The sequence below is a fragment of the Halorubellus litoreus genome, from assembly GCF_055378595.1.
The window spans coordinates 793,459-814,124 of record NZ_AP043836.1; the positions used below are offsets into that span (position 1 = coordinate 793,459).

At 70.0% G+C, this 20,666-nt stretch carries 19 protein-coding genes; 11 read left to right on the top strand and 8 right to left on the bottom strand.

Annotated features, from left to right (window positions below; all coding sequences use genetic code 11):
* Nucleotides 1-5: 5 nt before the first annotated feature.
* Together ACZ48X_RS08105 and ACZ48X_RS08110 are read right to left on the bottom strand one after the other, a co-directional pair.
* Nucleotides 6-629 (bottom strand): DUF7344 domain-containing protein, encoded by a 624-nt coding sequence (locus ACZ48X_RS08105; protein WP_379762946.1) that lies wholly within the window; start codon nucleotides 627-629, stop codon nucleotides 6-8.
* A gap of 233 nt (nucleotides 630-862) precedes the next feature.
* Nucleotides 863-2,179 (bottom strand): nucleotide sugar dehydrogenase, encoded by a 1,317-nt coding sequence (locus ACZ48X_RS08110; protein ID WP_336352314.1) that lies wholly within the window; start codon nucleotides 2,177-2,179, stop codon nucleotides 863-865.
* Nucleotides 2,180-2,471: 292 nt separating this feature from the next.
* Between ACZ48X_RS08110 and ACZ48X_RS08115 the strand changes: the two genes are divergently transcribed.
* The 4 genes from ACZ48X_RS08115 to ACZ48X_RS08130 are packed head-to-tail and all read left to right on the top strand — an operon-like array spanning nucleotide 2,472 to nucleotide 6,034.
* The gene (locus ACZ48X_RS08115) at nucleotides 2,472-2,933 is read left to right on the top strand and encodes a hypothetical protein (RefSeq protein ID WP_336352315.1); all 462 of its coding nucleotides are present in this window, start codon (nucleotides 2,472-2,474) and stop codon (nucleotides 2,931-2,933) included.
* Entirely contained in the window at nucleotides 2,933-4,024 is a 1,092-nt protein-coding gene (locus ACZ48X_RS08120; protein ID WP_336352316.1) for a glycosyltransferase family 2 protein, read from the top strand. The genes ACZ48X_RS08115 and ACZ48X_RS08120 overlap by 1 nt, the downstream gene beginning before the upstream one ends.
* Entirely contained in the window at nucleotides 4,021-5,082 is a 1,062-nt protein-coding gene (locus ACZ48X_RS08125; protein WP_336352317.1) for a DUF354 domain-containing protein, read from the top strand. Before ACZ48X_RS08120 ends, ACZ48X_RS08125 begins: the two co-directional genes overlap by 4 nt.
* Before the next feature lie 31 nt (nucleotides 5,083-5,113).
* The gene (locus tag ACZ48X_RS08130; RefSeq protein WP_336352318.1) at nucleotides 5,114-6,034 is read left to right on the top strand and encodes a glycosyltransferase; all 921 of its coding nucleotides are present in this window, start codon (nucleotides 5,114-5,116) and stop codon (nucleotides 6,032-6,034) included.
* Between the two features lie 286 nt (nucleotides 6,035-6,320).
* On the opposite strand, the gene ACZ48X_RS08135 is transcribed toward ACZ48X_RS08130, so the two are convergent.
* From ACZ48X_RS08135 to ACZ48X_RS08150, 4 genes are all read right to left on the bottom strand, one after another.
* Nucleotides 6,321-8,231 (bottom strand): asparagine synthase-related protein, encoded by a 1,911-nt coding sequence (locus ACZ48X_RS08135; RefSeq protein ID WP_336352319.1) that lies wholly within the window; start codon nucleotides 8,229-8,231, stop codon nucleotides 6,321-6,323.
* A 1-nt stretch (nucleotide 8,232) separates the two neighbouring features.
* Nucleotides 8,233-9,225: a glycosyltransferase family 2 protein gene (locus ACZ48X_RS08140; RefSeq protein ID WP_336352320.1), complete on the bottom strand. Its 993-nt coding sequence runs from the start codon at nucleotides 9,223-9,225 to the stop codon at nucleotides 8,233-8,235.
* Nucleotides 9,226-9,600: 375 nt separating this feature from the next.
* The gene (locus ACZ48X_RS08145) at nucleotides 9,601-10,389 is read right to left on the bottom strand and encodes a helix-turn-helix domain-containing protein (protein ID WP_336352321.1); all 789 of its coding nucleotides are present in this window, start codon (nucleotides 10,387-10,389) and stop codon (nucleotides 9,601-9,603) included.
* A gap of 46 nt (nucleotides 10,390-10,435) precedes the next feature.
* Nucleotides 10,436-12,256: a bacterio-opsin activator domain-containing protein gene (locus ACZ48X_RS08150; protein ID WP_336352322.1), complete on the bottom strand. Its 1,821-nt coding sequence runs from the start codon at nucleotides 12,254-12,256 to the stop codon at nucleotides 10,436-10,438.
* A 324-nt stretch (nucleotides 12,257-12,580) separates the two neighbouring features.
* On the opposite strand from ACZ48X_RS08150, the gene ACZ48X_RS08155 reads away from it, so the two are divergent.
* From ACZ48X_RS08155 to ACZ48X_RS08170, 4 genes are read left to right on the top strand one after another with little or no spacing between them, the layout of a single operon-like run.
* Entirely contained in the window at nucleotides 12,581-13,477 is an 897-nt protein-coding gene (locus tag ACZ48X_RS08155; RefSeq protein WP_336352323.1) for a DUF4129 domain-containing protein, read from the top strand.
* Nucleotides 13,478-13,511: 34 nt separating this feature from the next.
* On the top strand, nucleotides 13,512-14,225 hold the full coding sequence (locus tag ACZ48X_RS08160; RefSeq protein WP_336352324.1) for a DUF7269 family protein: 714 nt from the start codon (nucleotides 13,512-13,514) through the stop codon (nucleotides 14,223-14,225).
* The gene (locus tag ACZ48X_RS08165; RefSeq protein ID WP_336352325.1) at nucleotides 14,222-15,499 is read left to right on the top strand and encodes a DUF58 domain-containing protein; all 1,278 of its coding nucleotides are present in this window, start codon (nucleotides 14,222-14,224) and stop codon (nucleotides 15,497-15,499) included. The genes ACZ48X_RS08160 and ACZ48X_RS08165 overlap by 4 nt, the downstream gene beginning before the upstream one ends.
* On the top strand, nucleotides 15,496-16,245 hold the full coding sequence (locus ACZ48X_RS08170) for a DUF7519 family protein (protein ID WP_336352326.1): 750 nt from the start codon (nucleotides 15,496-15,498) through the stop codon (nucleotides 16,243-16,245). Before ACZ48X_RS08165 ends, ACZ48X_RS08170 begins: the two co-directional genes overlap by 4 nt.
* 362 nt (nucleotides 16,246-16,607) lie before the next feature.
* Here ACZ48X_RS08170 and ACZ48X_RS08175 read toward each other — a convergent pair whose 3' ends face one another.
* Nucleotides 16,608-17,588 carry an AAA family ATPase gene (locus ACZ48X_RS08175; protein WP_336352327.1) on the bottom strand — a complete coding sequence of 327 codons (981 nt, stop codon included), beginning with the start codon at nucleotides 17,586-17,588 and terminating at the stop codon, nucleotides 16,608-16,610.
* A 365-nt stretch (nucleotides 17,589-17,953) separates the two neighbouring features.
* Between ACZ48X_RS08175 and ACZ48X_RS08180 the strand changes: the two genes are divergently transcribed.
* From ACZ48X_RS08180 to ACZ48X_RS08190, 3 genes are all read left to right on the top strand, one after another.
* Entirely contained in the window at nucleotides 17,954-18,760 is an 807-nt protein-coding gene (locus ACZ48X_RS08180; protein ID WP_336352328.1) for a DUF7839 domain-containing protein, read from the top strand.
* Between the two features lie 115 nt (nucleotides 18,761-18,875).
* Nucleotides 18,876-19,463 (top strand): flavodoxin domain-containing protein, encoded by a 588-nt coding sequence (locus tag ACZ48X_RS08185; protein ID WP_336352329.1) that lies wholly within the window; start codon nucleotides 18,876-18,878, stop codon nucleotides 19,461-19,463.
* On the top strand, nucleotides 19,460-20,395 hold the full coding sequence (locus ACZ48X_RS08190) for a hypothetical protein (protein ID WP_336352330.1): 936 nt from the start codon (nucleotides 19,460-19,462) through the stop codon (nucleotides 20,393-20,395). Before ACZ48X_RS08185 ends, ACZ48X_RS08190 begins: the two co-directional genes overlap by 4 nt.
* Nucleotides 20,396-20,440: 45 nt before the next feature.
* Here ACZ48X_RS08190 and ACZ48X_RS08195 read toward each other — a convergent pair whose 3' ends face one another.
* The gene (locus ACZ48X_RS08195) at nucleotides 20,441-20,599 is read right to left on the bottom strand and encodes a hypothetical protein (RefSeq protein ID WP_336352331.1); all 159 of its coding nucleotides are present in this window, start codon (nucleotides 20,597-20,599) and stop codon (nucleotides 20,441-20,443) included.
* Nucleotides 20,600-20,666: the final 67 nt, after the last annotated feature.

A 20,666-nucleotide genomic window follows, 5' to 3' on the forward strand; every position in this document is an offset into this window, starting at 1 on the left:
CGTGGTCACTCTGCCGCGTCGGTGCCGTCAGCGAAACGCTCGCTGGTACTGGTGGCGTTCGCGCCGACGACCAGCACGAGGAGGGCGATCATGCTGGCGAGGAGGAGTTCGCTGGAAACCGCGAGGACGCCGGTCTGGGCGCCGACGAAGGAGGCGACGCCGAGGGCGGCGACCGCGGAGTAGTACTGGTGCCAGTCGCGTTCGGTGTCGGCGTCGCCCGCCGTCTCCTCCTCCTCCTCGTCGGCGTCCTCGGGGTCGTCGAGGTACGGGACGAGTTCCTCGAGGAGCGGCTGGGGTTCCACGTACCCGCGGTCCTGGTTGTAGTCGATGACGCCTTCGTCGTCGAGCGATGGGAGGTGCGTCTGGTAGAGCCCGATGTAGACGCGCTGGCGTTCGTCCGAGGAGAGCTGCTGGACTGTGGTGTCGTTCTCCCACGCGGCGACCTGCTCTGCGACGTCGCGCATGCGGACCGCGCCCTCGGTCTCGCGGAGGTACCTGAGGACGTCACGCCGGCGACGGTTCTGGAGGAGGTGGAACATCTCGTCCTTCTTGAACTCGTCCTCACCGTCGGGGAGCATCTCTTCGGGAACGTCGAGTTCGTGCACGGGGGTGTCTACAACGTCACTCATTGTCTCTATCGACACACTTGCGAGAGCGATAATAAACCCCGAAAGCCATCCCAACAGTTTCGCTATATAATCGCGTTCGTCCACGATTCGGGAGGGACTATTCTGGGCATAAACGAGCCATTACCGGCTAAAACCCAGTATTTCGGCTCTGAAGGCAAGATTTTCCAATCCATATGGAAACAGATACAACTAGCTGAAACAGGAGGGAAAACGATACGAAACCCTTTGAACGCTCAAAGTTTCCGATAGGTTAGGTCAGCGGTGTGCGCCGCGTCCTCGTCCACCACGCCAGGCACGTCCACGACGAACCCGGAACCATTCAGCGCGCTCACGAGGTCCGCAGCCTCGATCGAGTGGAACTCGTCGTGCCCGACGCCGAAGAGGACGCCATCGTACGCTTCGAGGTCGGGGTCGGAGACGACGTCGACGCCGAACTCGTCACGGATCTCGTCGTCGGCCGCGTACGGGTCGTGGACCGTCATGGAGACGCCGTACTCGGCGAGGTCCTCGACGATCGGCTTCACCTTCGACGTCCGGATGTCGCCGACGTTCGGCTTGTACGCGACACCCATCACGAGCAGGTCCGTCTCCGCGGGGACCGTCCGCGCGTCGTTCATCGCCTTCCGCGCCTTCTCCGCGACGTGCGCCGGCATGTACTCGTTGATCTCGCGAGCCTGCACGATGAGGTCCGGTTCGAACCCCTGTCGCTCGCTCTCGTAGGAGAACAGGTGCGGGTCCACGGGGATGCAGTGCCCGCCGACGAGCCCCGGCCGGTACTCGTCGTGGAAGTTCCACTTCGTCCCCGCAGCCTCGAGCACCGCCTCCGCGTCCACGTCCAGGTGGTCGCACGCGATCGCGAGTTCGTTCACGAGCGCGATGTTGATGTCGCGCTGGACGTTCTCGATCGCCTTCGCCGCCTCCGCAGTCTTGATCTCGTCGACGCGATGAATCCCCGCGTCGACGACCGCCTCGTAGACGGCCGCAATCTCCTCGCGCGCGTCCTCGCTGTGGCCGCTCACGATCTTCGTGACGTCGCGGAGGCCGCGCTTCGAGTCGCCCGGCGACACGCGCTCGGGCGAGTACCCGACCCCGAAGTCGTCGCCGAGTTCGAGCCCGGACGCCGCCTCGAGCGCGGGCACGAGCACGTCCTCGGTCGCGCCCGGGTACACGGTCGATTCGAGAACGACCGTCGTCCCCGGCGCCATGTGCTCGCCGACCGTCTCGCCCGCACTCTCGATGTACGAGAAGTCGGGCGTGCCGACGTCGTCGACGGGCGTCGGGACGGTGAGAACGACGAGGTCACAGTCGACGAGCGTCGACGGGTCGGCCGTGAAGTCGGCGTCGCTCGCCGCGACGGTGTCGTCGCCGACCTCCTCGATGGGGTCCTCGCCCGCGTCGAGCGCGTCGACCTTCTCGCGCGACACGTCGAACCCGACCACGCCGAGGCCGGCGTCGTCGAACGCGACCGCGAGCGGCAGCCCGACGTATCCGAGGCCGACGACCCCGATCGTCTTCGAGGCGACGTCTGGCTGCTGGACGGTTTGACTCACGCGCACGCACCTCCGCGCGAGCGAGCGAGAACTGATTCAACTGGGGGAGTTGCTGTGCGGACGGCACGCCGAACGGCTACGTACATCGTACCCCTGGATTCCCGCCCCCGCCTCTTTCTTATAGACTCCATCAGTTCTCCTTACGGCCCAGGTAAGCACCGTCCCAATCCACTAATCGTACGCGAGAGAGTCCGGGACTGTCGATTTCGGGACTTACCCGGTAGATAATAATGGGGGTTGGTTGCGTGGGTTCGAGCGGACCGCAGACGGTTCCCAGCACCCCCTTCCAGCAATGACATCACTCTCACGGAACGACCAGGACGCCCAGATACCGAACGTCTCCCGGCGATTCGGCGAATCGGCGACGAACCACGTCGTGCGCATGCTCGACGAGGGGCTGCCGGACGACGACCCCTCGATACTCACTGTCGGGTTCCGGCAGACGGACTCCGCGATGGGGTCGCTCGAAACCGTAACGGCGCTGATCGGCAGTCTCCGCGAACGCGGCATCAAGGTGACCGGGTACGACACGAACACCGCGACGGAGACGCTCGGGAACACGGACGCCGCGCCGACGAAGTGCTACGACGCTATCATCGTGTTCAGTCCGCTGGACGCGGCCGAAGACGTCTCCGTGACCGACCTCGTCTCGGAGGACGGCACCGAACAGTACGTCGTCGACCTCACCGGCACGGTCGAGCCGGAGGCGGTCGCGAACGACGACGCGGTCTACATCACGGATCAGGTGCTCTGATGTACGACGGTTGTACCGTCGCCGTCGTCGTGCCAGCGTACGACGAGGGCGACACGGTCGCGGACGTGCTCGCGTCGATGCCGTCGTACGTCGACCGCGTGTACGCGATCGACGACGACTCGACCGACGATACGTGGGCGGAGATCTGTCGCGTCGCCGCCGGGACCGACGAGACGATGCGACCGACGAACGAGGACAACGCGTCCGAATCGACTGCAACTGACGGAACGACTGCAACGGGCGCCAGCGACGACGACCGGACGTGGGCGAGCGCGGCCGACGACGACCGCGAGGAGCGCTCGCAGGCCGTCGAGTCGATCGCTGACGGCGGAACCGCCCCACCGGACGTCGTCCCGATCCGCCACGAGGAGAACCAGGGTGCCGGTGGCGCGCTCAAGACCGGGTATCGTCGCGCGATGGACGACGGGATGGACGTGACGGTGACGATGGACGCGGACGGCCAGATGGATCCCGCGGACATGGCTGACCTCGTCGAGCCGGTCGCCGCCGGTCGCGCCGGGTACGCGAAAGGGAATCGGCTCGCGAAGGCCGAGTACCGCGAGGAGATGCCGACGTTCCGGTTCGTCGGGAACTGGCTGCTCTCGATACTCACGAAGATCGCGAGCGGGCACTGGAACGTGATGGACTCCCAGAACGGGTACACTGCGATCTCCGGGGACGCGCTGGCGGCGATCGACCTGACGGCGGTCGGCGACGACCACCAGTACACGAACGACGTCCTCGTCCAGTTGAACGTCGAGGGCGTCCGCGTCGAGGACGTCCCGATGCCCGCGGAGTACGGCGACGAGAACTCGACGATCTCCCTGACGGGGTTCGTGCCACAGACGTCCTTCGCGCTCCTCGAAGGGTTCTGTTATCGACTGAAGGAGCGCCACGTGGCGCGAGACTTCCACCCGCTCTCGATGTTCTACGGCCTCGGCGTCCTCACGGTCCTCACCGGTGTGGTCACGAAACTCCACGGTGACGACGACGACGGGTCGTTGCTCGTCGCGATCCAGGGCGTCGCCTTCCTCCTGTTCGGGATGGTCCTGGATCGCAGGGAGAACGAGCACGGAGGTGACGACGCGTGAAGGTCGTCGTCACCATCCAGCACCCCGGCCACGTGCATTTCTTCAAGCACGCGATCGACGAACTCCAGTCGCAGGGCCACGAAGTCCACGTGTTCGCGCGCCGGATGGGCGTGAACCTCGACATCCTGGACGCGGCGGGCATCGAGTACGAAGTGCTCGCGGGCGAGTCCGACGGGCTGGCGTCGCTCGCGAAGGTACAGGCGACGTACGAGGCGCGGCTGTTGGCGCGCGCCCGGACGATCCAGCCGGACGTCATCACGGCGATCGGTGGGGTCGCGGCGGCTCACGTCGCGCGCCTCGTCGGCGCGGAGAGCGTCGTGTTCTACGACACCGAGCACGCGACGCTCATCAAGTCGCTCGCGTACCCGTTCGCGGACCGCGTCGTCACGCCCGAGTGTTACGACGGCGACGCGGGGAGCGCGCAGACGACGTACCCGGGGATGCACGAGCTCGCGTACCTCCACCCCGAGCGTTTCGAGCCGGACCCGAGCGTGCTCGACGACGCCGCTCTCGATGCCGACGACGACTTCGTGGTCGCGCGCTTCAACGGCTGGGGTGCGAGCCACGACGTCGGCGAAGGCGGGTTCGAGGACGTGACGGAGGTGTTCGACCGGCTGGAGGCGACCGGCGCGGAGGTCGTGTTCACGAGCGAGGAGCCGCTGCCCGACGAGTACCAGGACCGTCGGATGACGGTCGCGCCCGAACGCATGCACGACCTCCTCTACTACGCTGACGCGTTCGTCGGCGAGGGCGCGACGACGGCCGCGGAGTGCGCGGTCCTCGGGACGCCCGCGGTGTACGTGAACACGCTCACGATGGGGTACACGCGCGAACTCGAGGAAGCGTACGGACTACTGTACAACTTCGACGGCGCGGACCGCCACGAGGCCGCGATCGAGCAGGCGGAGTCGATCCTCGGCGAGTACGACGACGCGAAGTGGGCCGAGCGCCGCGAGCGCTTGCTCGACGACGTGGTCGACGTGACGGACGTGATCGTCGCGGAAGTGACGGGCGAGACCGCGCCCGAGTCGCGCCTGCAGCGTGCGGCCCCGACGTGACCCGTCGGTCGACGCCCCCACGAGTCAACGCATGAAGGTCCTGCAACTCATCACGAGTACGCGCACGTTCTTCGAGGCACAGGTCGACGAGCTCGAGGACCGCGGGGTCGAGTGCACGACGCTCTCGGTTCCGGGGTCGTACGCGCCGGACGAGCCGCGGACGCCCAGTGATTACCTCCAGTTCGTCCCGGACGTCCTCGGGGAGTCCCTCGAGGACTACGACCTCGTGCACGCGAACTACGGGCTCGTTGGGCCGTACGCGCTCGCGGACGTCACGACGCCGACGGTCCTGACGCTCTGGGGGACGGACCTCATGAGCGACCGCGGGTGGCTGCGCGCGCTCAGTCGAGCGAGCGCGCGAGCCGCGGACGAGGTCGTCCTCCCGAGTCGTGCGATGGCACCTGGGCTCTCGACGTCGTACACGCACGTCCCGTTCGGCGTGGACACGGACCTGTTCGCGCCGATGAACCGGGACGCGGCGCGCGAGCAGGTCGGGTGGCCCACGGGCGAGACGATCGCACTCTTCCCGTACGACACGACGCGCGAGGAGAAGGACTTCGCGCGCGCCGAGCGCGTCTGCGAGCTCGCGGACGCGGACGTCGACCTCCGACCGCTCTCCGGCGTGGACCACGACGAGGTTCCGACGTACATGAACGCGAGCGACTGCCTCCTCGTCACCTCGAAGCGCGAGTCCGGGCCGATGACGGTGAAGGAGGCCGCGGCGTGCAACGTCCCCGTGGTCTCGACGGACGTCGGGTTCGTCCGGGACGTGGTCGGTGACGTGCCCGGCTGCGTGGTCTCGGACGCGAACCCGGACCTCGCGGACGGCCTCGACCGGCTCGCGGCGGCCGAGCACCCGCGGACGAACGCGCGCTCGACCGCCGCGGGCGTCGTCTCGCACGCGGAGTTCGGCGACCGCCTACTGGACGTCTACGAGTCCGCGCTCGCCTGAGACCGCTTCGTTCTCGCCGCTGATTCGTCGTGCATCGAGAGTCGCATCGCTCGCGCGGCCGAGTATCGCATCGACGCGAATCGACGCACGCAGCACATCGAACGTCGAAGGGCGCACGAGCGACATCGAACGTCGAAGGGCGCACGAGCGACATCGAACGTCGAGTGGGTGCATGGGCGACATCGAACGTCGAGGGGGTGCATGCGGTTACGTATCGTTCTCGGGAGCGGCGAGAAGGGAGACCGGTTCGGTCGTCGTCGAGACGACGTCGGTTCGTGAAGCGGATTCAGTCCGCGGACCCGGCTTCGCGCGCGTCGCTGGCCTCGGTGGGCGCCTGCTGCGTGCCGAGGGTGGTCCAGCGGCGGGCGTCGTGCACGCGGAGTTTGTGTCGGACGGGGAGTTCGTGGACGCCGGGGTCGCCCGGGAAGAGTTCGGCGTCGAGGTCGTTTCGCGCGTAGAGCTCGCGGCGGTCGGGCCACGCGGACTCGAACGACCGGACGAACGGCGTGAGTCGTCGGACGAACCCCTCGACCTCGTTCAGGACGGGGTTGTCGTACGGACGGTCCGGCGGGCGGTTGTCGAGGACGTTCCCGTCGATGCGACGGCACGCGTCGAGGAACGTCCGCGTGTTCCTGGCTTCGGGGGGCGCGGCGAGATGCCAGTCCAGGAGGTCGGCGTCCATCACGAAGAACGACTCGCGGTAGTTGTCGTAGAGGTGCCGGCGGAACGGGATCGACGGCTGGTTCCGGATGCCGGCGGCGTCGATGCGGTCCTGAACGCACGCTGCGCGGTGCGCGACCGCGTCCAGTTCGTCCCGGACGGCGTCGCGGACGAACCCGACGGGGTCGTCGCTCGCGACCGGGACGTGCTCGGCGATCGCGTCCGTGCCCTCGCGAACGAACCCGAACGTACCCAGCAGTGCGTCCACGGGGTCCGGGTCGGGGTCGAGGCGCGTTCGCGGCAGGCGCTTCCCGAACGCGTCCACGCCGTCGCGCGCGAGGAAGTGCCCGGTGAGGAACGTGTCGCAGAGCAGGCCGTGGTAGATTGTGTCGACGTCCATCTGGTCGTCGTACCCGGCGTGGTGGACGTGCAGGGACTCCTTGACGCCCTGTCCGTACCGGACCTTCTCGTCGACGGGGCGGATGTAGCGCTCGTCGGGCTGGAACGCGACGTGCTCGACGTCGTACTGTTCGGCGACCGCTCGCGCGCCCACGGTCTCGTCGGCCTTCGGATGCCCGACGGTGTACGCGACGTCGAGGTCGTCGAGCGCCGACAGTAGGACGCGCGAGTCGTAGCCCGCGGACAGCAGGACGCCGGCCCGCCCCGGGTAGTTCGAGCGACGAGCGATCGCGCGTTCGAGGCGCGCGGCGAGTTCGCCGACCCAGTCGACGCCGCCGTCGTTCCTGCCGTCAGTCGTCCCGGCGCGGAGCGGCCGGTCGAACCGACGCATCTCGTCGTTCTCCTCCGGGTCTGCGTGCACGAACCGCTCGAACTCGTCGACGGTGTCGGCGCGGACGAGCGCGTCCATGGGTGCGCGAGATACCTCGTCGTGGAACGTCTTCTCGCCGAGGGCGACCCCGAGGTGGAGGAACTCGCGGACGGCGTCGACGTCCGGCGTCGGATCGACGACGGCACGCGAGATTGCGGTCGCGTCCGTCCCGAACGCGCGCACGCCGGGGTCGTCCGTGTAGTGGCAGTCCCACGAGCGCGCCGGGTCGGTCGCGACGTACGCGTCACCGTCGACGGCGACGACCGCGAGGTACGAGCCGTTCAGGTGCCCGAGCGCGTCCGGGCCGACGGCGCGCGTGGCGTCGAGGAGCCAGCGCGCGTGCTCGTTCCCGCGCTCGCCCGGGGTCGGCGTCTCGTCCCCGACGCCAGCGAGGTCGGTTCCCCGTGGGGCGTCGGGCGCGAACGCCTCGCCCCACACGACGACCGCGTCCTCGCCATCGGTCGCGACCGCGGTCCGGTTCGGGACGTCGAGCTCGGGCGAGCGCACGCCGACGGTGACGCCCGCCGCCTCGACGACGCGGTCGAACCGGCGGTCGCCGGCGAGCGCGTCGAACGACTCTCGACCAGCGAACACGCCGAACAGTTCCTTCGACGCGACCGCGACGTCCGCGAGCGCACTCGCTTCGCTCGCTCGCGAGACCTCGGCGGGCGCGTCGAGGAGCGCCGCGAGCGACCCGTCTCGCGGCATGCTACTCCTCGCCTCCAGTGGCGGTTCCAAGTACGAGCAGCGCCAGCAGGAGGACGGTCGAGGCGACGAGCACGCCGGTCGTCCGACGGCGCTGCCGGAGCCCGGACGCGACGACCGCGGCCAGTCCCGGGAGTTGCGGGCCGGCGACGGCCGCGTTCCGGAGGTGCCGCGAGCCCTGCCCGAACCGTCCCTCGGCGAGGTAGTGCTTCGCGACGAACAGCGCGCGCTGCCCGCGGACGTCAACGCCCTCGGTCACGAGGGGCGCGATCTCGTCGTCGTACTTCTCGAGGAGTTGCTCGTTCGCCTCCGCGTACGTATCTGCCGAGGGACTCCCCGTGTCGAACCGCGTCATGAGGACGTCGTCGGCGTACGCGAGCTTCCCTTCGAGGACGACGCGGATGAGGAAGTCCGTGTCCTGGAAGCGGTCGAGGGACTCGTCGAACCCGCCAGCGGCCTCGGCGACGTCGCGTTCGACGAGGAGCGTCGACCCGGCCGCGGTGTGGAGGTCGTCCGCGAGGATCGGTTCGAGGAGGTCGTCGGCTCCGCCCTCGTCGGGGGCGTTCGACTGGAAGTGCGAGAGCACGCCCGATATCGCCTGTTTCGCGCTCCCACTGGTGCCATCGAGTTCGTACGCCCAGTCGCAGTACGCGGCGACGTACTCGTCGCCGAGTTCGTCGAGCCGGTCGAGTTGGCGCTCGACCTTCTCGGGGTGCCACTCGTCGTCGGAGTCCAGTAGCGCGACGTAGTCGCCGGTCGCGTGCTCGAGCGCGGTGTTTCGCGCGGCGTTCCCGCCCTTGTTCTCGCGGTGCGTGAACGTCCGGACGCGGTCGTCGTCCGCGTACCGCTCGAGGATCAGTTGCGTGTCGTCCGTGGAGGCGTCGTCGACGACGACCGCTTCGACGTCGTCGTGGGTCTGCGCGAGCACGCTCTCGATCGCTCGTGGAAGCGCGTCCGCGCGGTTGTACGTGGGGATGATGGCGGTGACTGTCGGCATTACTGCGAGCTACGCCGACGAGGCCCTTACTTATCGGTCGGGTAAGGGCCGTCCCGTGGATGGTTCCACGTCCGGATTGCGGTCCCGCAAGCGCCGTGGCGCGCTAACGCCGACGTTAATCGCCGGAACGAGCCCGCCGTCGGCGCACTGGAAGCCGAGCGAGGAACTGGCGACGTCGGCACTGGCACCGCGAGAAACGCCCGTCGAAGAGCCGGTGCTGAACGGTCCTGAACTGGAATCGGTCGTGCGTAAACGCAGTGCAATCGTCGCGCGCAACGCAACGGAGAACCACGACTCGACGACGTCACCGGTCGAAGCACGTCACGCACCGGAATCTGCGACCTCACCGGTCGAAGCGCGTCGGGTTTCCGGGACTCAAGGGTCTTCCGTCGGGTCGTCGTCCGCGACCGTGCCCTCGATGAGCTGTCCGAGCGCGTTCCGTAACCGCTGGGAGAGCGCGGACGTGGAGATGTCGAGCATCTCCGCGAGCTCCGTCTGCGAGACGCCACGCGGGATGTCGAAGTACCCCGCGTCGAACGCCGTCTGGAGCGTGTTCAACTGGGTCTCCGTGAGGCCGACGAACGGCTCGTCGCCCGCGGAGTGCGTGGACAGCCGGCGAACGTGGAACTGGATGTTCTCGTCGCCGCAGTGATCCCGGAACCGGAGGAGTGCGTCGCGGTTCGGGATGCGGAGGCGGACGAGCCAGCCGCCGTCCGCGCTCTTCGCGTCCACGAGCCAGATGTCGAGTTTCGCCGTGGTCGGCGTCACCGCCTTCGTCGCCGGGGCGACGCGCGCACGGTACACGCGATGCGTGTTCTCCTCGGCGACGAGCGTCGGCTCCCCGATGGTGTCGTCCGCGAGCAACGCGTCCTCGAACGACGCGTAGTCGTCGCCCGTCACCGTGAAGAACAGGATCTTCACGCCGTCCTCGACGACGGTCTGGTAGTCCGGACGGATCGTCATCTCGGGCGCTGCCCTGATCGTCGGACTGAGGACGAGGTCCCCACCGACGAGGTGGACCTCGGAGACGAGCGCCGGCGTCCCCGGCTCCAGGACTCGCGGCACGCCGTCGTCCCCATGGCCGGACAGGTCGATGAGGGTCGGGTCGTCGCGCCACGAGCCGAACGGCTCCGGGTACCGGTCGTCCGAACTCAGATCGTCCATGGTCCCTCCGGTCGTCGTCGCGCCCCGCAATGGGTCACGACAGCGGTCATCTGTCGAAGAGCGCGTCGAACACGCGTGCTTCGGCGCTTCGTACTCGCCGCTCGGTCTCCTGGGTCGTCTCCCCGAGGAGGTCGCTGACCGCGGCCATCCCTGTCGGGCGGGTCTCGTCGAAGAACCCGGCGGCGTGCGCCGTGCGAAGCGCCTCGTAGTCCGTCGCTGACAGCCGGCGTTCCAGCCCGGCCGCGAACCCGGCCTCGTGCCCGCGGCTGTCGTCGACGTGTCGGCGAGCGAGCACGGAGACGTCGTCGCCCGCGGAATCGAAGAGCGACCGGACGCGGTCCACGTCCGTCCCCGTCGACAGCTCGACCGTGAAGTGCACGCCGTCCTCGCGCTCGTCGAACCCGCGGAGCGCCCCGTCTTCGCTCGCGATCGTCTCCAGGATCGGGTCGCGCGTGACGACCGCGACGCGCTCCTCGTCCGCGGGGAGCGTCTGCGAGGCGACCACGGCACTGTGCCGGTTCGCGAACCGCTCGATCGCGGCCGCGTGCCCGTCCGGGACCGAGAGGAACGCGCGTGTTCGGTTCTCGCTCTTGTAGAGCTGGTCGATCGTGACCTCGACGTCGGTCGACGCTGCGAGCGACGGGAGGAACGTCCGCGGCGTCGTGGCGAGGAACTCCGCGACGAACGTCGACGTCTCCGCGCCCGCCTCGCGTTCCTCGAGCGTGTCGAGCGCGTACGCGGCGGTCGTCGCGAGTTCGCGGACGACCGTCCCCTGGTGGTCCTGGAAGACGCCGGGTTCGTCGCCGTACACCGTGAGAATCCCGTGGTGGACGCCGTCGAACGCAACCGGGAGGCTGAGCGCGGACCGGAATCCGCACTCGACGGCGACGTCGCGCCACTCGCCACCGACCTCCACGTCGGCCGTTCCGGGGACGAGCGTCGGGACCTCGGTGGTGTTCCCGGAGACGAGCGTGCGGACCGCTGGCGGCGCGGTCGGCCCGTCGTTCTCGGTCGGGTCGACGGAGACGCGCCCGAGGTACTCGCCGTCGCCACCCCACGCGCGCGGCGCGATGGCGCTGTACTCGGAGATCGCGGCGCCGAACCACGCGAACGCCATGCCGTCGAGTTCGGTGATGTGCTCGCAGAGCGCCTGTTCGATCGCTTCGCGCGAGTCCGCTTGCACGAGTTCGTTCTCGACGTCGCGGATCCGGTCGACGTCGCGGGTCCGGTCGACGTCGCGGGTCCGGTCGACGTCGCGGGTCCGGTCGACGTCGCGGAGGGGCGCGTCCGACGGCGCGGTCGGCCGCGAGGTGTTCGACGCGCGCTCGCGGGGTGGGTCGTCGCCGTGACCGTCCGTCGGTTCCCTCTCCCCCTCGGTCGCGTCGGGCACGTCGAAGGCGTCGTCGTCGGCGCGCCGGTCCGATGCGGTGTCCGCGCTCGCGGCGTGCGAGTCCTGACCGAGCGCGTCCCGGAGGCGGTGCCCGAACACCGACCGACTGGTCAACTGGTGCCGGACGACGTCGGTCGCGCCCGCGTCGAGTGCCGCCTCCGCGCCGAACGCCCCCGGGTCGTCCACCACGACGTACAGCGGGGCGTCCGCGTACGCATCCCCGAGCGTCCGGACGAGCGCGGCCGGGTCCTCGTCCACTGCGGCCGCGTCCAGGACGACGCAATCCAGTTCGTCGCCCGGCGGTCGCCCGGCCGCCTGGACGAACGACGTCGCCGAGCTCGGTCGTCGCTGGAAGCGTAACTGCACCTCCTCGAAGACGTCCTGGAGCGTGGAGCGCGCCGGCGCGAGGCGGTCCGCGTCGCCGACGAGCAGTATCTCCGTGCTCGATGGCGACCGGACCGCGTTCCCGTCGGTCATCGCACGACACCTCCGTGGTTGCGGTCGCGAGCGGGCCGCCGGTTCCGTGGCGGCCGCTCGACGCAAGACCCCGGCGACTCGGCGGGTCGACGCGCACGCGTCGACGGGACTGTCGAAACTCGATCGTCTACCGTCGCACCCGACATACGCCAAGACGCGAGCCGTACGCCCGTTATTATCGGGCGCATAGCGCACTGTTGCACGCCGTCTCGGGAGTTACTCGATGGGTAATCGCGTGGACGCTCGTGCACGTAGAATCGGACGACACGCGGTTACGGTCCCGATAATAAAACCCGTTGGCGACGTCGGGTCTCGGCAAGCCATATGAACTGGGAGTCAGTCGCGACGGTCGCCGTCTGCGTAGCCTGTCTGTTCGCCGTCAGCACGGCGGCGACGACGATGGAGTCGACCGTGACGACCAACCCGGACGACGTCATCGACATCGATTCCTCCGAACTACCGATCGGGAGCGAGAGCGCGGTCGAAGTGAAGTCCCAGGTCCAGTCAGAGGGCGGACCCGGCGACGACGGCGGCGGCCAACAGCAGTCCGACGGCGGGCAGGCCGCCGAATCCGGCAGCGGGTCGGGCGACAGCACGGCCCGAAGCGCCGGCGAGAGCGAGCAGTCGAGCGCGAGCGGCGGCGACGGCGGGGAAGGGAGTGGGGGCGACGCGAGTGGCGACGAGCAGGAATCGGCGAGCAGCGGCGGCGCGTCGGGGTCCTCGAGTGCCCCGTCCGTCGTGCGGTCGCTCCTCGACCGGCTGGTCGACGTCCTGCAGTGGTTGCTCGGGGTGCTCGGCTCGCTCCTCCCGGTCGCGGCGCTCGTGACGGCGGTCGCGCTCGCGGTCCGGTATCGGGACGCGCTCCGCGCGGCGATCCGCGCGCGTCTCGCGGACTGGGGGCTCGTGGATTCGGCCGCCTCAGAGGACGTCGGCGGGTCGGCGACCTCGGTTCGGACGGAGCCGGCGCCGGAGACCGACGTCGCGGCCGCCTGGTACGAGTTCGTGGAGGCACTCGGGCTCGGCGACGTCCGGTCCGCGGCACCCCACGAGTGCGCCGAGCGGGCTCGCGAAGCTGGGGTCGACGCGTCCGTCGTGGAGGACGTGAACGAACCCTTCGAGGAGGTGCAGTACGGGCGCGCGCCGGAGACCGAGGAGCGCCGCCGGCGCGCTCGCAACGGCCTCGAGCGCTTCCGCGCCCAGTACGACGGAGGGCGCGACTGATGGCGGGGGACGCGGGCGGTCGCGGGGGGCGGCGATGAAGCGCTGGCGCGTGCTCGCCAGCGGCCTCGGTCTCGTCGTGCTCGGCGCGGCCATCACGGGCGTCGGGACGAGCGTGGCGGCGTCGGCCACGGAGGCCCTCGTCGGACTGCTCGGGAACGACTACCTGGTCGCGGCCGCGGTGGCGGCGCTCGCGCTCGCGGTCACCGTCCCGGTGGCGGTGTCGGCGCGCGCGAGCGCGCTCGACCAGGCGACGATGCCGACGCCGGAGGCGACGCTCGCGATGCCCCGCCCGGGCGAGACCGTCGACGAGGCCCTGGAGTCGGGCGTCGCGTTCGTCCCGTACGTCTCCCGGGACCGCAAGGAGGCGGTCCGGCAGGAGGTTCGACGGACGGCGGTCGACGTGGTCGCGCGCCGAGACTCGTGTAGTCGGGACGACGCGAGGGAACGCGTCGCGGACGGGTCGTGGACGAGCGACGAGGCCGCGGCGGCGTTCCTCGCAACCGACGACGCGCCGTCCCGCGACGTCGCCCGAAGCGACGGCGTCGGCGCGTACCTCGGCGCGCTCGCACACGGCGACACGCTCTTCCAGCGGCGCGCACGCCGGACGACGGCGGTCATCGCGGGGGAGAGCAGCACCGACCCGTCCAGCGACCACCGCACCGGGACCGGTCGCGACGAGCCCCGGCGCGAGACCCCGGAACGCGCCACCGCCACCCGTCGTGCGGCGAGCACGGAGGGGTCGCGATGACCGACCGCACGACGCGCCGCTGGCGCGGCGTCGTCGCGATCGCGCTCCTCGCGAGCGTCGTCGGCGTTCTCGCGAACCGACCGTCGCTCCTCCTGCTCGCGTCCGTCGGCGTCGTCTACGGCGCCTACCCGCGGGTGACGAGTGCGCGCGAGCCCGAACTCGAGATCGACCGGCGATTGAGCGACGACGACCCGAGCGACGGCGACCCCGTCGAGGTGGACGTCACCGTGACGAACGTCGGCGACGCGACGGTCCCGGACTGCCGCGTCGTCGACGGCGTCCCCCCGATGCTGACCGTGACCGACGGCGTCCCGCGCTGTGGCGCGACGCTCCGCCCCGGCGCGAGCGCGTCGTTCTCGTACACGGTCGTCGCGAAGCGCGGCATCCACTCGTTCGAGCCCGCGACCGTCGTCGCGCGCGACCTCAGCGGCGAACACGAGGTGGAGACGTCGGTCGCGACCGACACCGAGATCGACTGCACGAGCGGGCTCGCGGCGACGACCGTGCGCTCGCAGACGCTCGACCGGAGCGGCGAGGTCGCCGGGAGCGACGGCGGCGCCGGCATCGAGTTCCACCGTACCCGCGAGTACCAGCGCGGCGACCCGATGAACCGCATCGACTGGAACCGCTACGCGCGAACGGGCGACCTGTCCACGACCGAGTTCAGGCAGGATCAGGCCGCGAGCGTCGTCTGTCTCGTCGACGCACGCGAGTGCGCGTACCGGTCGCGGCCCGGCGACCCGCACGCGGTCGCGCTCGCGGCGGCCGCGTGCGAGCAGCTCGCGACCGCGTTCGCCGCCGACCGAAACCAGGTCGGCGTCGCCGCGTTCGCGCACCGGTTCGTCTGGCAGGAACCCGGGATGGGCCCGGACCACGTCGCCGACGTCCGCCGGCTGCTCTCGCGGGACGCGGCGTTCTCCTCGCAGCCGCCGTCGGAGAGCGTGGACCTCGAGGACGCGCTCTCGGACCTCCGCGAGCGACTGCGGTCGCGGACGCAAGTCCTCCTGTTGTCGCCGCTGTGTGACGACGAGATCGTTGACGCGGCGCGGCGCCTGGACGCGTTCGGGCACGCGGTCACGGTCGTCGCACCGGACGTCACCGTCGACGACAGTCCGGGGACGCGGTTCGCGCGCGTCCAGTACACCGAGCGCGTCCGCCGCCTCCGGAGTGCGGGCATCCCGACCGTGGAGTGGCAGAGCGACGAACCGCTCGAGGCTGCACTCGCCCGCCAGCGCGCAGGCGGGGCGACGTTCACTGGAGGTGCGTCCGCGTGACGGAAACAGGGACCTCGGCGACGAGCGCCGATGGAGGCGGGACCGCGCGCGGGGCGGACGCGGACCCGGTGTCGGTGACGTTCCGGCCGACGACGCTCAGTACGCTCGTCGCGGTGTCGGCGGCACTGTTCGCGCTCGCGGCGCTCGAGGTCGCGACCGCGGACACGTTCCTCATGGGGAGTGCGGGCGTCGCGCTCGTCACGGCCGGGCTCTGGGTCGCCTGGCGGTGGCGTCGCCTGGTCGGCGTCGTCGTCGGCTTCCCGGGGGTCGCGCTCGTCCTGCTCGCTATCGCGGGGTCGTGGACGGGCGTCGGGCGCGCGGTCGCGTTCGCGACGGTCGCGCCGGCGCTCCTCGGCGCACTCCTCGTCACTGTCTCGCTCGCACCGGGTCGCGGCGAGGGCACGCGCACGCTCCTGAAGGCGGGCTGTGGCGTCGTGTTCCTCGGCGTCCTCATGGCGGGCGTCGGGCAGAGCGCGACGTTCGACGAGCTCGCGCTCGCGACCGTCGGGATCGTCGTCGCGTACGACGCCGGCGAGACGGCGGTGAACGTCGGCGAGCACCTCGGGCAGGAGGCGTCGACGTGGCGCGTCGAGTCGACGCACCTCGCCGGGACCGCAGCCGTCGGCGTCCTCACGGTCCTCCTCGGGCGCGCGCTCCAGGGCCTCCAGACGCCCGGGCTCGACCTCGGCCAGTTCGCCATCGTCCTCGTGGCCGTCGTCGCGTTCGTGGCCGTCCTCCACGAGTAGCGAGACGGGTTCGCACGGTTCTTGCAGTCAGTCCCGCTCGGTTGCGACGCGCAACCGACGCATCGCGACGCCACACGGCCCTCGCAGAACGCAGTGCTCGACGGGAACGACCAGCGCGCCCGCCGAGAGTACCTGCCGCGCCCGACGAGAGTACCTGCCGCGCCCGACGAGAGTAACCGCCCCATTCCAGTCCGCGTCTCCGCACTGACTCGGCGACGGAGCCAGCGAGAACCCGCGAGGAGCAGCAAGGAGCAGTGGGAATCCGCGACGAGCACCGAGAACCCGCGAGAAGCAGCGCCACGGCGCAAGCGGACTCGACGAGCGGCCCGTCGTGCCCGCGCCAGGAGGACGGAGTCGCGCTTTCAGGTCGTCGGCGTCCGCGCGGTCTCCCGGTTGACGCGCGGGACGGGGACGTCCGCGAGGACGTCCCGGACGACGTCGCGCTTCGTCACGTCGTTCACGCGCGCGTCCGGCGTCAACACGAGGCGGTGCGCGAGCACTGGCTCGGCGACCGCCTTCAGGTCGCCGGGCGTGACGTACTCGCGGCCGTCCAGTACCGCCCACGACCGCGCCATCTCGTAGAGGCGGACGTTCCCGCGCGGCGAGACGCCGACCGAGAGACGCGAGTCCTCGCGCGTCGCCTCGACGAGGTCGACCGCGTACCGGACGACGTCCTCCTCGACCACGACGCGCTCGGGGACGGCCTGCATCTTCCGGAGGCCGTCCTGGCCGACCGCGCGCTGCGCGCTCGGATGCTGCGAGTCACGGTCGCCGCGCCGCAGGAGCATCTCCACGCTCCCCTCCGTCTGCGGGTACCCGAGACTCGTCTTCACGAGGAAGCGGTCCTGCTGGGCTTCCGGGAGCGGGAACGTCCCTTCACCCTGCTCGACGGGGTTCTGGGTCGCGATGACGACGAACGGGTCCGGGAGCTGGAACGTGTCACCGTCGACCGTCACCTGCGCCTCCTCCATCGCCTCCAGCAGCGCGGCCTGGGTCTTCGGGCTCGCTCGATTGATCTCGTCGGCGAGCACGACGTTCGCGAATATCGGGCCCTCGTTGAACTCGAAGTCGCCTTCCTGTTCGTCGAAGACGTACGTCCCCGTGACGTCCGCCGGGAGGAGGTCCGGCGTGAACTGGATGCGGGAGAAGGACAGGTCGAGCGCGTCCGCGAAGCTCCGCGCCGTCAGCGTCTTCCCCGTCCCCGGAACGTCCTCGAGGAGGACGTGTCCGCGACTGAGAACGCCTGCGAGTATCGTCTCGAGGACGCTCTCGTCGGCGATGACCGCGTTCGACACTTCCGCCAATACGTCGTCTGCGATGCGACCGGTCTGGTCGACGTCCATACCCGCACGTACGCCACCAGCCCCCGTTATTATGAGACTCCTAGAGGTGGATTCGACGACGGGACGGTCCCGTCGGTCACTCGTTCGAACGAGTGGCGACCAGTCGACGCCGGTGGAGCGAGTGGCGACCAGTCGACGCCGGTGGAGCGAGTGGCGACCAGTCGACGCCGGTGGAGCGAGTGGCGACCAGTCGACGCCGGTGGAGCGAGTGGCGACCAGTCGACGCCGGTGGAGCGAGCGGTCGCGGCCTCGAACCACGCGGAACGCAAGTCAGGTTTGATAGATGACTGGATACGGGCGGACTGGGACAACCGTGCCGGTGTTACCACAAAAGTACTTGTCCTCGCGTTCCCTAGCGCGGAGCGATGCCCGACCACTCGCAGTCGGACGCGGACGTCCTCCGGAGCAAGCGGTCCGCGACCCGCTATCAGATTCTCGTACAGATTGCGGAGCGCCAGCCGGCGGTGAGCCAGCAGGAGATCGCCGACGAGATCGGTGTGACGGCGCAAGCCGTCTCGGACTACCTGCAGGGACTCGTCGAGGAGGGGTTCGTCGTGAAGGAGGGCCGTGGCCGGTACGAGGTGACGAAGGAGGGCGTCGACTGGCTCATCGGGCAGACGGATGGTCTCCAGGAGTACGTGAGTCACGTCGCGAGCGACGTCATCGGACAGGTCGAGGTGGAGACGGCGGTCGCACGTACCGACGTCGCGGAGGGCGAGACGGTGTCGGTGACGATGCGCGACGGCGTCCTCTGCGCGATCGCGGGCGACGCCGGCAGTGCAACTGCGGTTGCGGTGACGGACGCCGCCGAGGGCGAGGACGTCGGGGTGACGAACTTCGAGGGCGTGGTCGACTACGAGCTCGGGTCGGTGACGGTCGTGAGCGTGCCGCGCGTGCAGGACGGTGGGAGTCGGGCGGTCGACCCCGGGCGCGTCGCCGCGCTCGCGAGCGAGCACGACCTCGTCGCGACCGCGGGCACGGAGGCGTTCGTCGCCGCGGGCCGCTGCGACGTCACGCCCGACGTCCGGTTCGGGACGCCCGCGGCGGTCCAGGAGGCGGCGACGAAAGGGCTCTCCGTGCTCCTGCTCGCGTCGACGAACGAACTGAGCGCGCACACCGACCGCCTCCGGGACGCGAACATCAGTTACGAGGTCGTCGACGCCGCCGACTGACGGCGTCGTCCCAGGCGCTCGCTCTCGGTCGAACGCCAGCGGTTCAGCGGCGTTCGTTCTCGCACCCCGAGAGCCGTGAACGTCGTATATCCCCTCTCGGCGCGTCTCTATCGGTATGAGCACCATCTTCATCGCGTACGGCACGGGCGAGGGACAGACCGCGAAGGTCGCGGACCACGTCGCAACGGAGTTGGCGGCGCGCGGGCACGAGGTGACGACGCGAGACCTCGGTGAACCCGGTGACGTGGACGACGTCGACGCGTTCGACGCCGTCGTCGTCGGGGCGTCCATCCACGTGGGCAAGCACCAGGGCGAGGTCGTCGACTTCGCGAGCGAGTGGCGGGACGTCCTCGCGACGCGTCCGAGCGCGTTCTTCCAGGTGTCGCTGTCGTCCGCGTCCACCGACCCGGACCGGCAGGCGGACGCGGCGCGGTACGTCGACGAGTTCCGCGAGGCGACCGGCTGGCATCCCGACGTCGTCGGCGGGTTCGCCGGCGCCATCCGGTACTCGAAGTACGGGTTCCTGAAGCGGTTCATGATGAAGCGCATCGCGAAGGACGCGACCGGTGACACGGACGCGTCGAAGGACTACGAGTACACGGACTGGGAGGACGTCGCGTCGTTCGTCGACGCCGTCGACGCCCTCGTCGACCGCGAGGTCGTCGAGGAGACAGACCGCCGGATGGAGGAACCCCGGTCATGAGCGCGTCGGTCGACCCGACCAGCGAGGGCGGCGGGACGATGCAGGGCAGCACGCTCCGGCACGCGCCGCCGTCGCGAGCGCTCGTCCTCGCATCCTCGGTGATCGCGGTGCTGGCCGCGGCCGCGGCCGCGGTCGGCCTCCTCGCGCCCGACTTCTACCGGGACGCGCCGACGCTCGTCTCGCAGGCGCGCGGCCAGGACCTCCTCACGCTCGCCGTCGCCGTCCCGGCGCTGCTGGCGTCGGTCGTCGCGGCGCGCCGCGGGTCCCTCCGCGGGTACCTCGTCTGGCTCGGCGTCCTCGGCTACCTCCTGTACACGTACGCTTCGTACGCGTTCATGACGACGTTCAACCCGCTGTACCTCGCGTACGTCGCGCTCCTCGCGCTCTCGCTCGGTGCGTTCGTCGCCGGACTACTCCGGCTGGACGCGGAGCGCGTGAAGCGCGCGCTCGACGGCCGCCGGTTGCGCGCGGTCGTCGCGTTCGAGGTGCTCGTCGTCGCGCTCGTCGGGTTCGCGTGGCTCAGCGAGATACTGCCCGCGACGCTCGACGGGACGATACCCGCGAGCGCCGCGGACGCGAACATCCCGGTGAACGTCATCCACTCGCTCGACCTCGGCGTCCTCCTCCCCGGGTTCGCGGTCGCCGCGTACTGGCTCCATCACCGCCGACCGTGGGGGTACGCGCTCGCGGTCGTGTTGCTCGCGAAGGTCGCGACGCTCGGCGCCGCCATCCTCTCGATGGTCGTCGTGATGGCGGCCGACGGGATGCCCGCGCCGGTCGAACAGGTCGTCGTCTTCGGGGCGTTGACGGTCGCGAGCGTCGCGCTGCTCGCGCGACTCCTCGGGTCGATGACCGACGGCGAGTCCGCGAGCGACGTCGCCGCTGGCGGCGACCGAGGCGGACGCGAGGACCGGTCGGTCGACGCGTCGTGACCTGACTCCGGTACGCGCGCGGTCGGGTTCTCCTCTCGGGTTCGTTCAGCCGCTCGTCGTGTCTGTGCTCCCGCATTCGGGGCACTGCATGAGGTCGCCGAGCGTCGGGTGGGTCGCGGTGTCCCAGACGTCGGCGCCGACGGGTGCGCTGAAACCGCAGTGCTTGCAGGTGGTGCGCGCGGACTCGACGGTCTCCTGAACCATACCACAGCGTATGTGGTATGGTAGCATAGTAGTTCTGTCGCGGCGGCGAACGGAACGACTCGCCGGG

What these genes read in the sequence shown, in the direction of transcription:
- ACZ48X_RS08165 (WP_336352325.1), top strand. Translation starts at nt 14,222, where the DNA reads ATGACCGACCGCACGACGCGCCGCTGGCGCGGCGTCGTCGCGATCGCG.
- ACZ48X_RS08155 (WP_336352323.1), top strand. Translation starts at nt 12,581, where the DNA reads ATGAACTGGGAGTCAGTCGCGACGGTCGCCGTCTGCGTAGCCTGTCTG.
- ACZ48X_RS08140 (WP_336352320.1), bottom strand. Translation starts at nt 9,225, where the DNA reads ATGCCGACAGTCACCGCCATCATCCCCACGTACAACCGCGCGGACGCG.
- ACZ48X_RS08145 (WP_336352321.1), bottom strand. Translation starts at nt 10,389, where the DNA reads ATGGACGATCTGAGTTCGGACGACCGGTACCCGGAGCCGTTCGGCTCG.
- ACZ48X_RS08135 (WP_336352319.1), bottom strand. Translation starts at nt 8,231, where the DNA reads ATGCCGCGAGACGGGTCGCTCGCGGCGCTCCTCGACGCGCCCGCCGAG.
- ACZ48X_RS08175 (WP_336352327.1), bottom strand. Translation starts at nt 17,588, where the DNA reads ATGGACGTCGACCAGACCGGTCGCATCGCAGACGACGTATTGGCGGAA.
- ACZ48X_RS08130 (WP_336352318.1), top strand. Translation starts at nt 5,114, where the DNA reads ATGAAGGTCCTGCAACTCATCACGAGTACGCGCACGTTCTTCGAGGCA.
- ACZ48X_RS08195 (WP_336352331.1), bottom strand. Translation starts at nt 20,599, where the DNA reads ATGGTTCAGGAGACCGTCGAGTCCGCGCGCACCACCTGCAAGCACTGC.
- ACZ48X_RS08150 (WP_336352322.1), bottom strand. Translation starts at nt 12,256, where the DNA reads ATGACCGACGGGAACGCGGTCCGGTCGCCATCGAGCACGGAGATACTG.
- ACZ48X_RS08185 (WP_336352329.1), top strand. Translation starts at nt 18,876, where the DNA reads ATGAGCACCATCTTCATCGCGTACGGCACGGGCGAGGGACAGACCGCG.
- ACZ48X_RS08115 (WP_336352315.1), top strand. Translation starts at nt 2,472, where the DNA reads ATGACATCACTCTCACGGAACGACCAGGACGCCCAGATACCGAACGTC.
- ACZ48X_RS08160 (WP_336352324.1), top strand. Translation starts at nt 13,512, where the DNA reads ATGAAGCGCTGGCGCGTGCTCGCCAGCGGCCTCGGTCTCGTCGTGCTC.
- ACZ48X_RS08120 (WP_336352316.1), top strand. Translation starts at nt 2,933, where the DNA reads ATGTACGACGGTTGTACCGTCGCCGTCGTCGTGCCAGCGTACGACGAG.
- ACZ48X_RS08105 (WP_379762946.1), bottom strand. Translation starts at nt 629, where the DNA reads ATGAGTGACGTTGTAGACACCCCCGTGCACGAACTCGACGTTCCCGAA.
- ACZ48X_RS08190 (WP_336352330.1), top strand. Translation starts at nt 19,460, where the DNA reads ATGAGCGCGTCGGTCGACCCGACCAGCGAGGGCGGCGGGACGATGCAG.
- ACZ48X_RS08180 (WP_336352328.1), top strand. Translation starts at nt 17,954, where the DNA reads ATGCCCGACCACTCGCAGTCGGACGCGGACGTCCTCCGGAGCAAGCGG.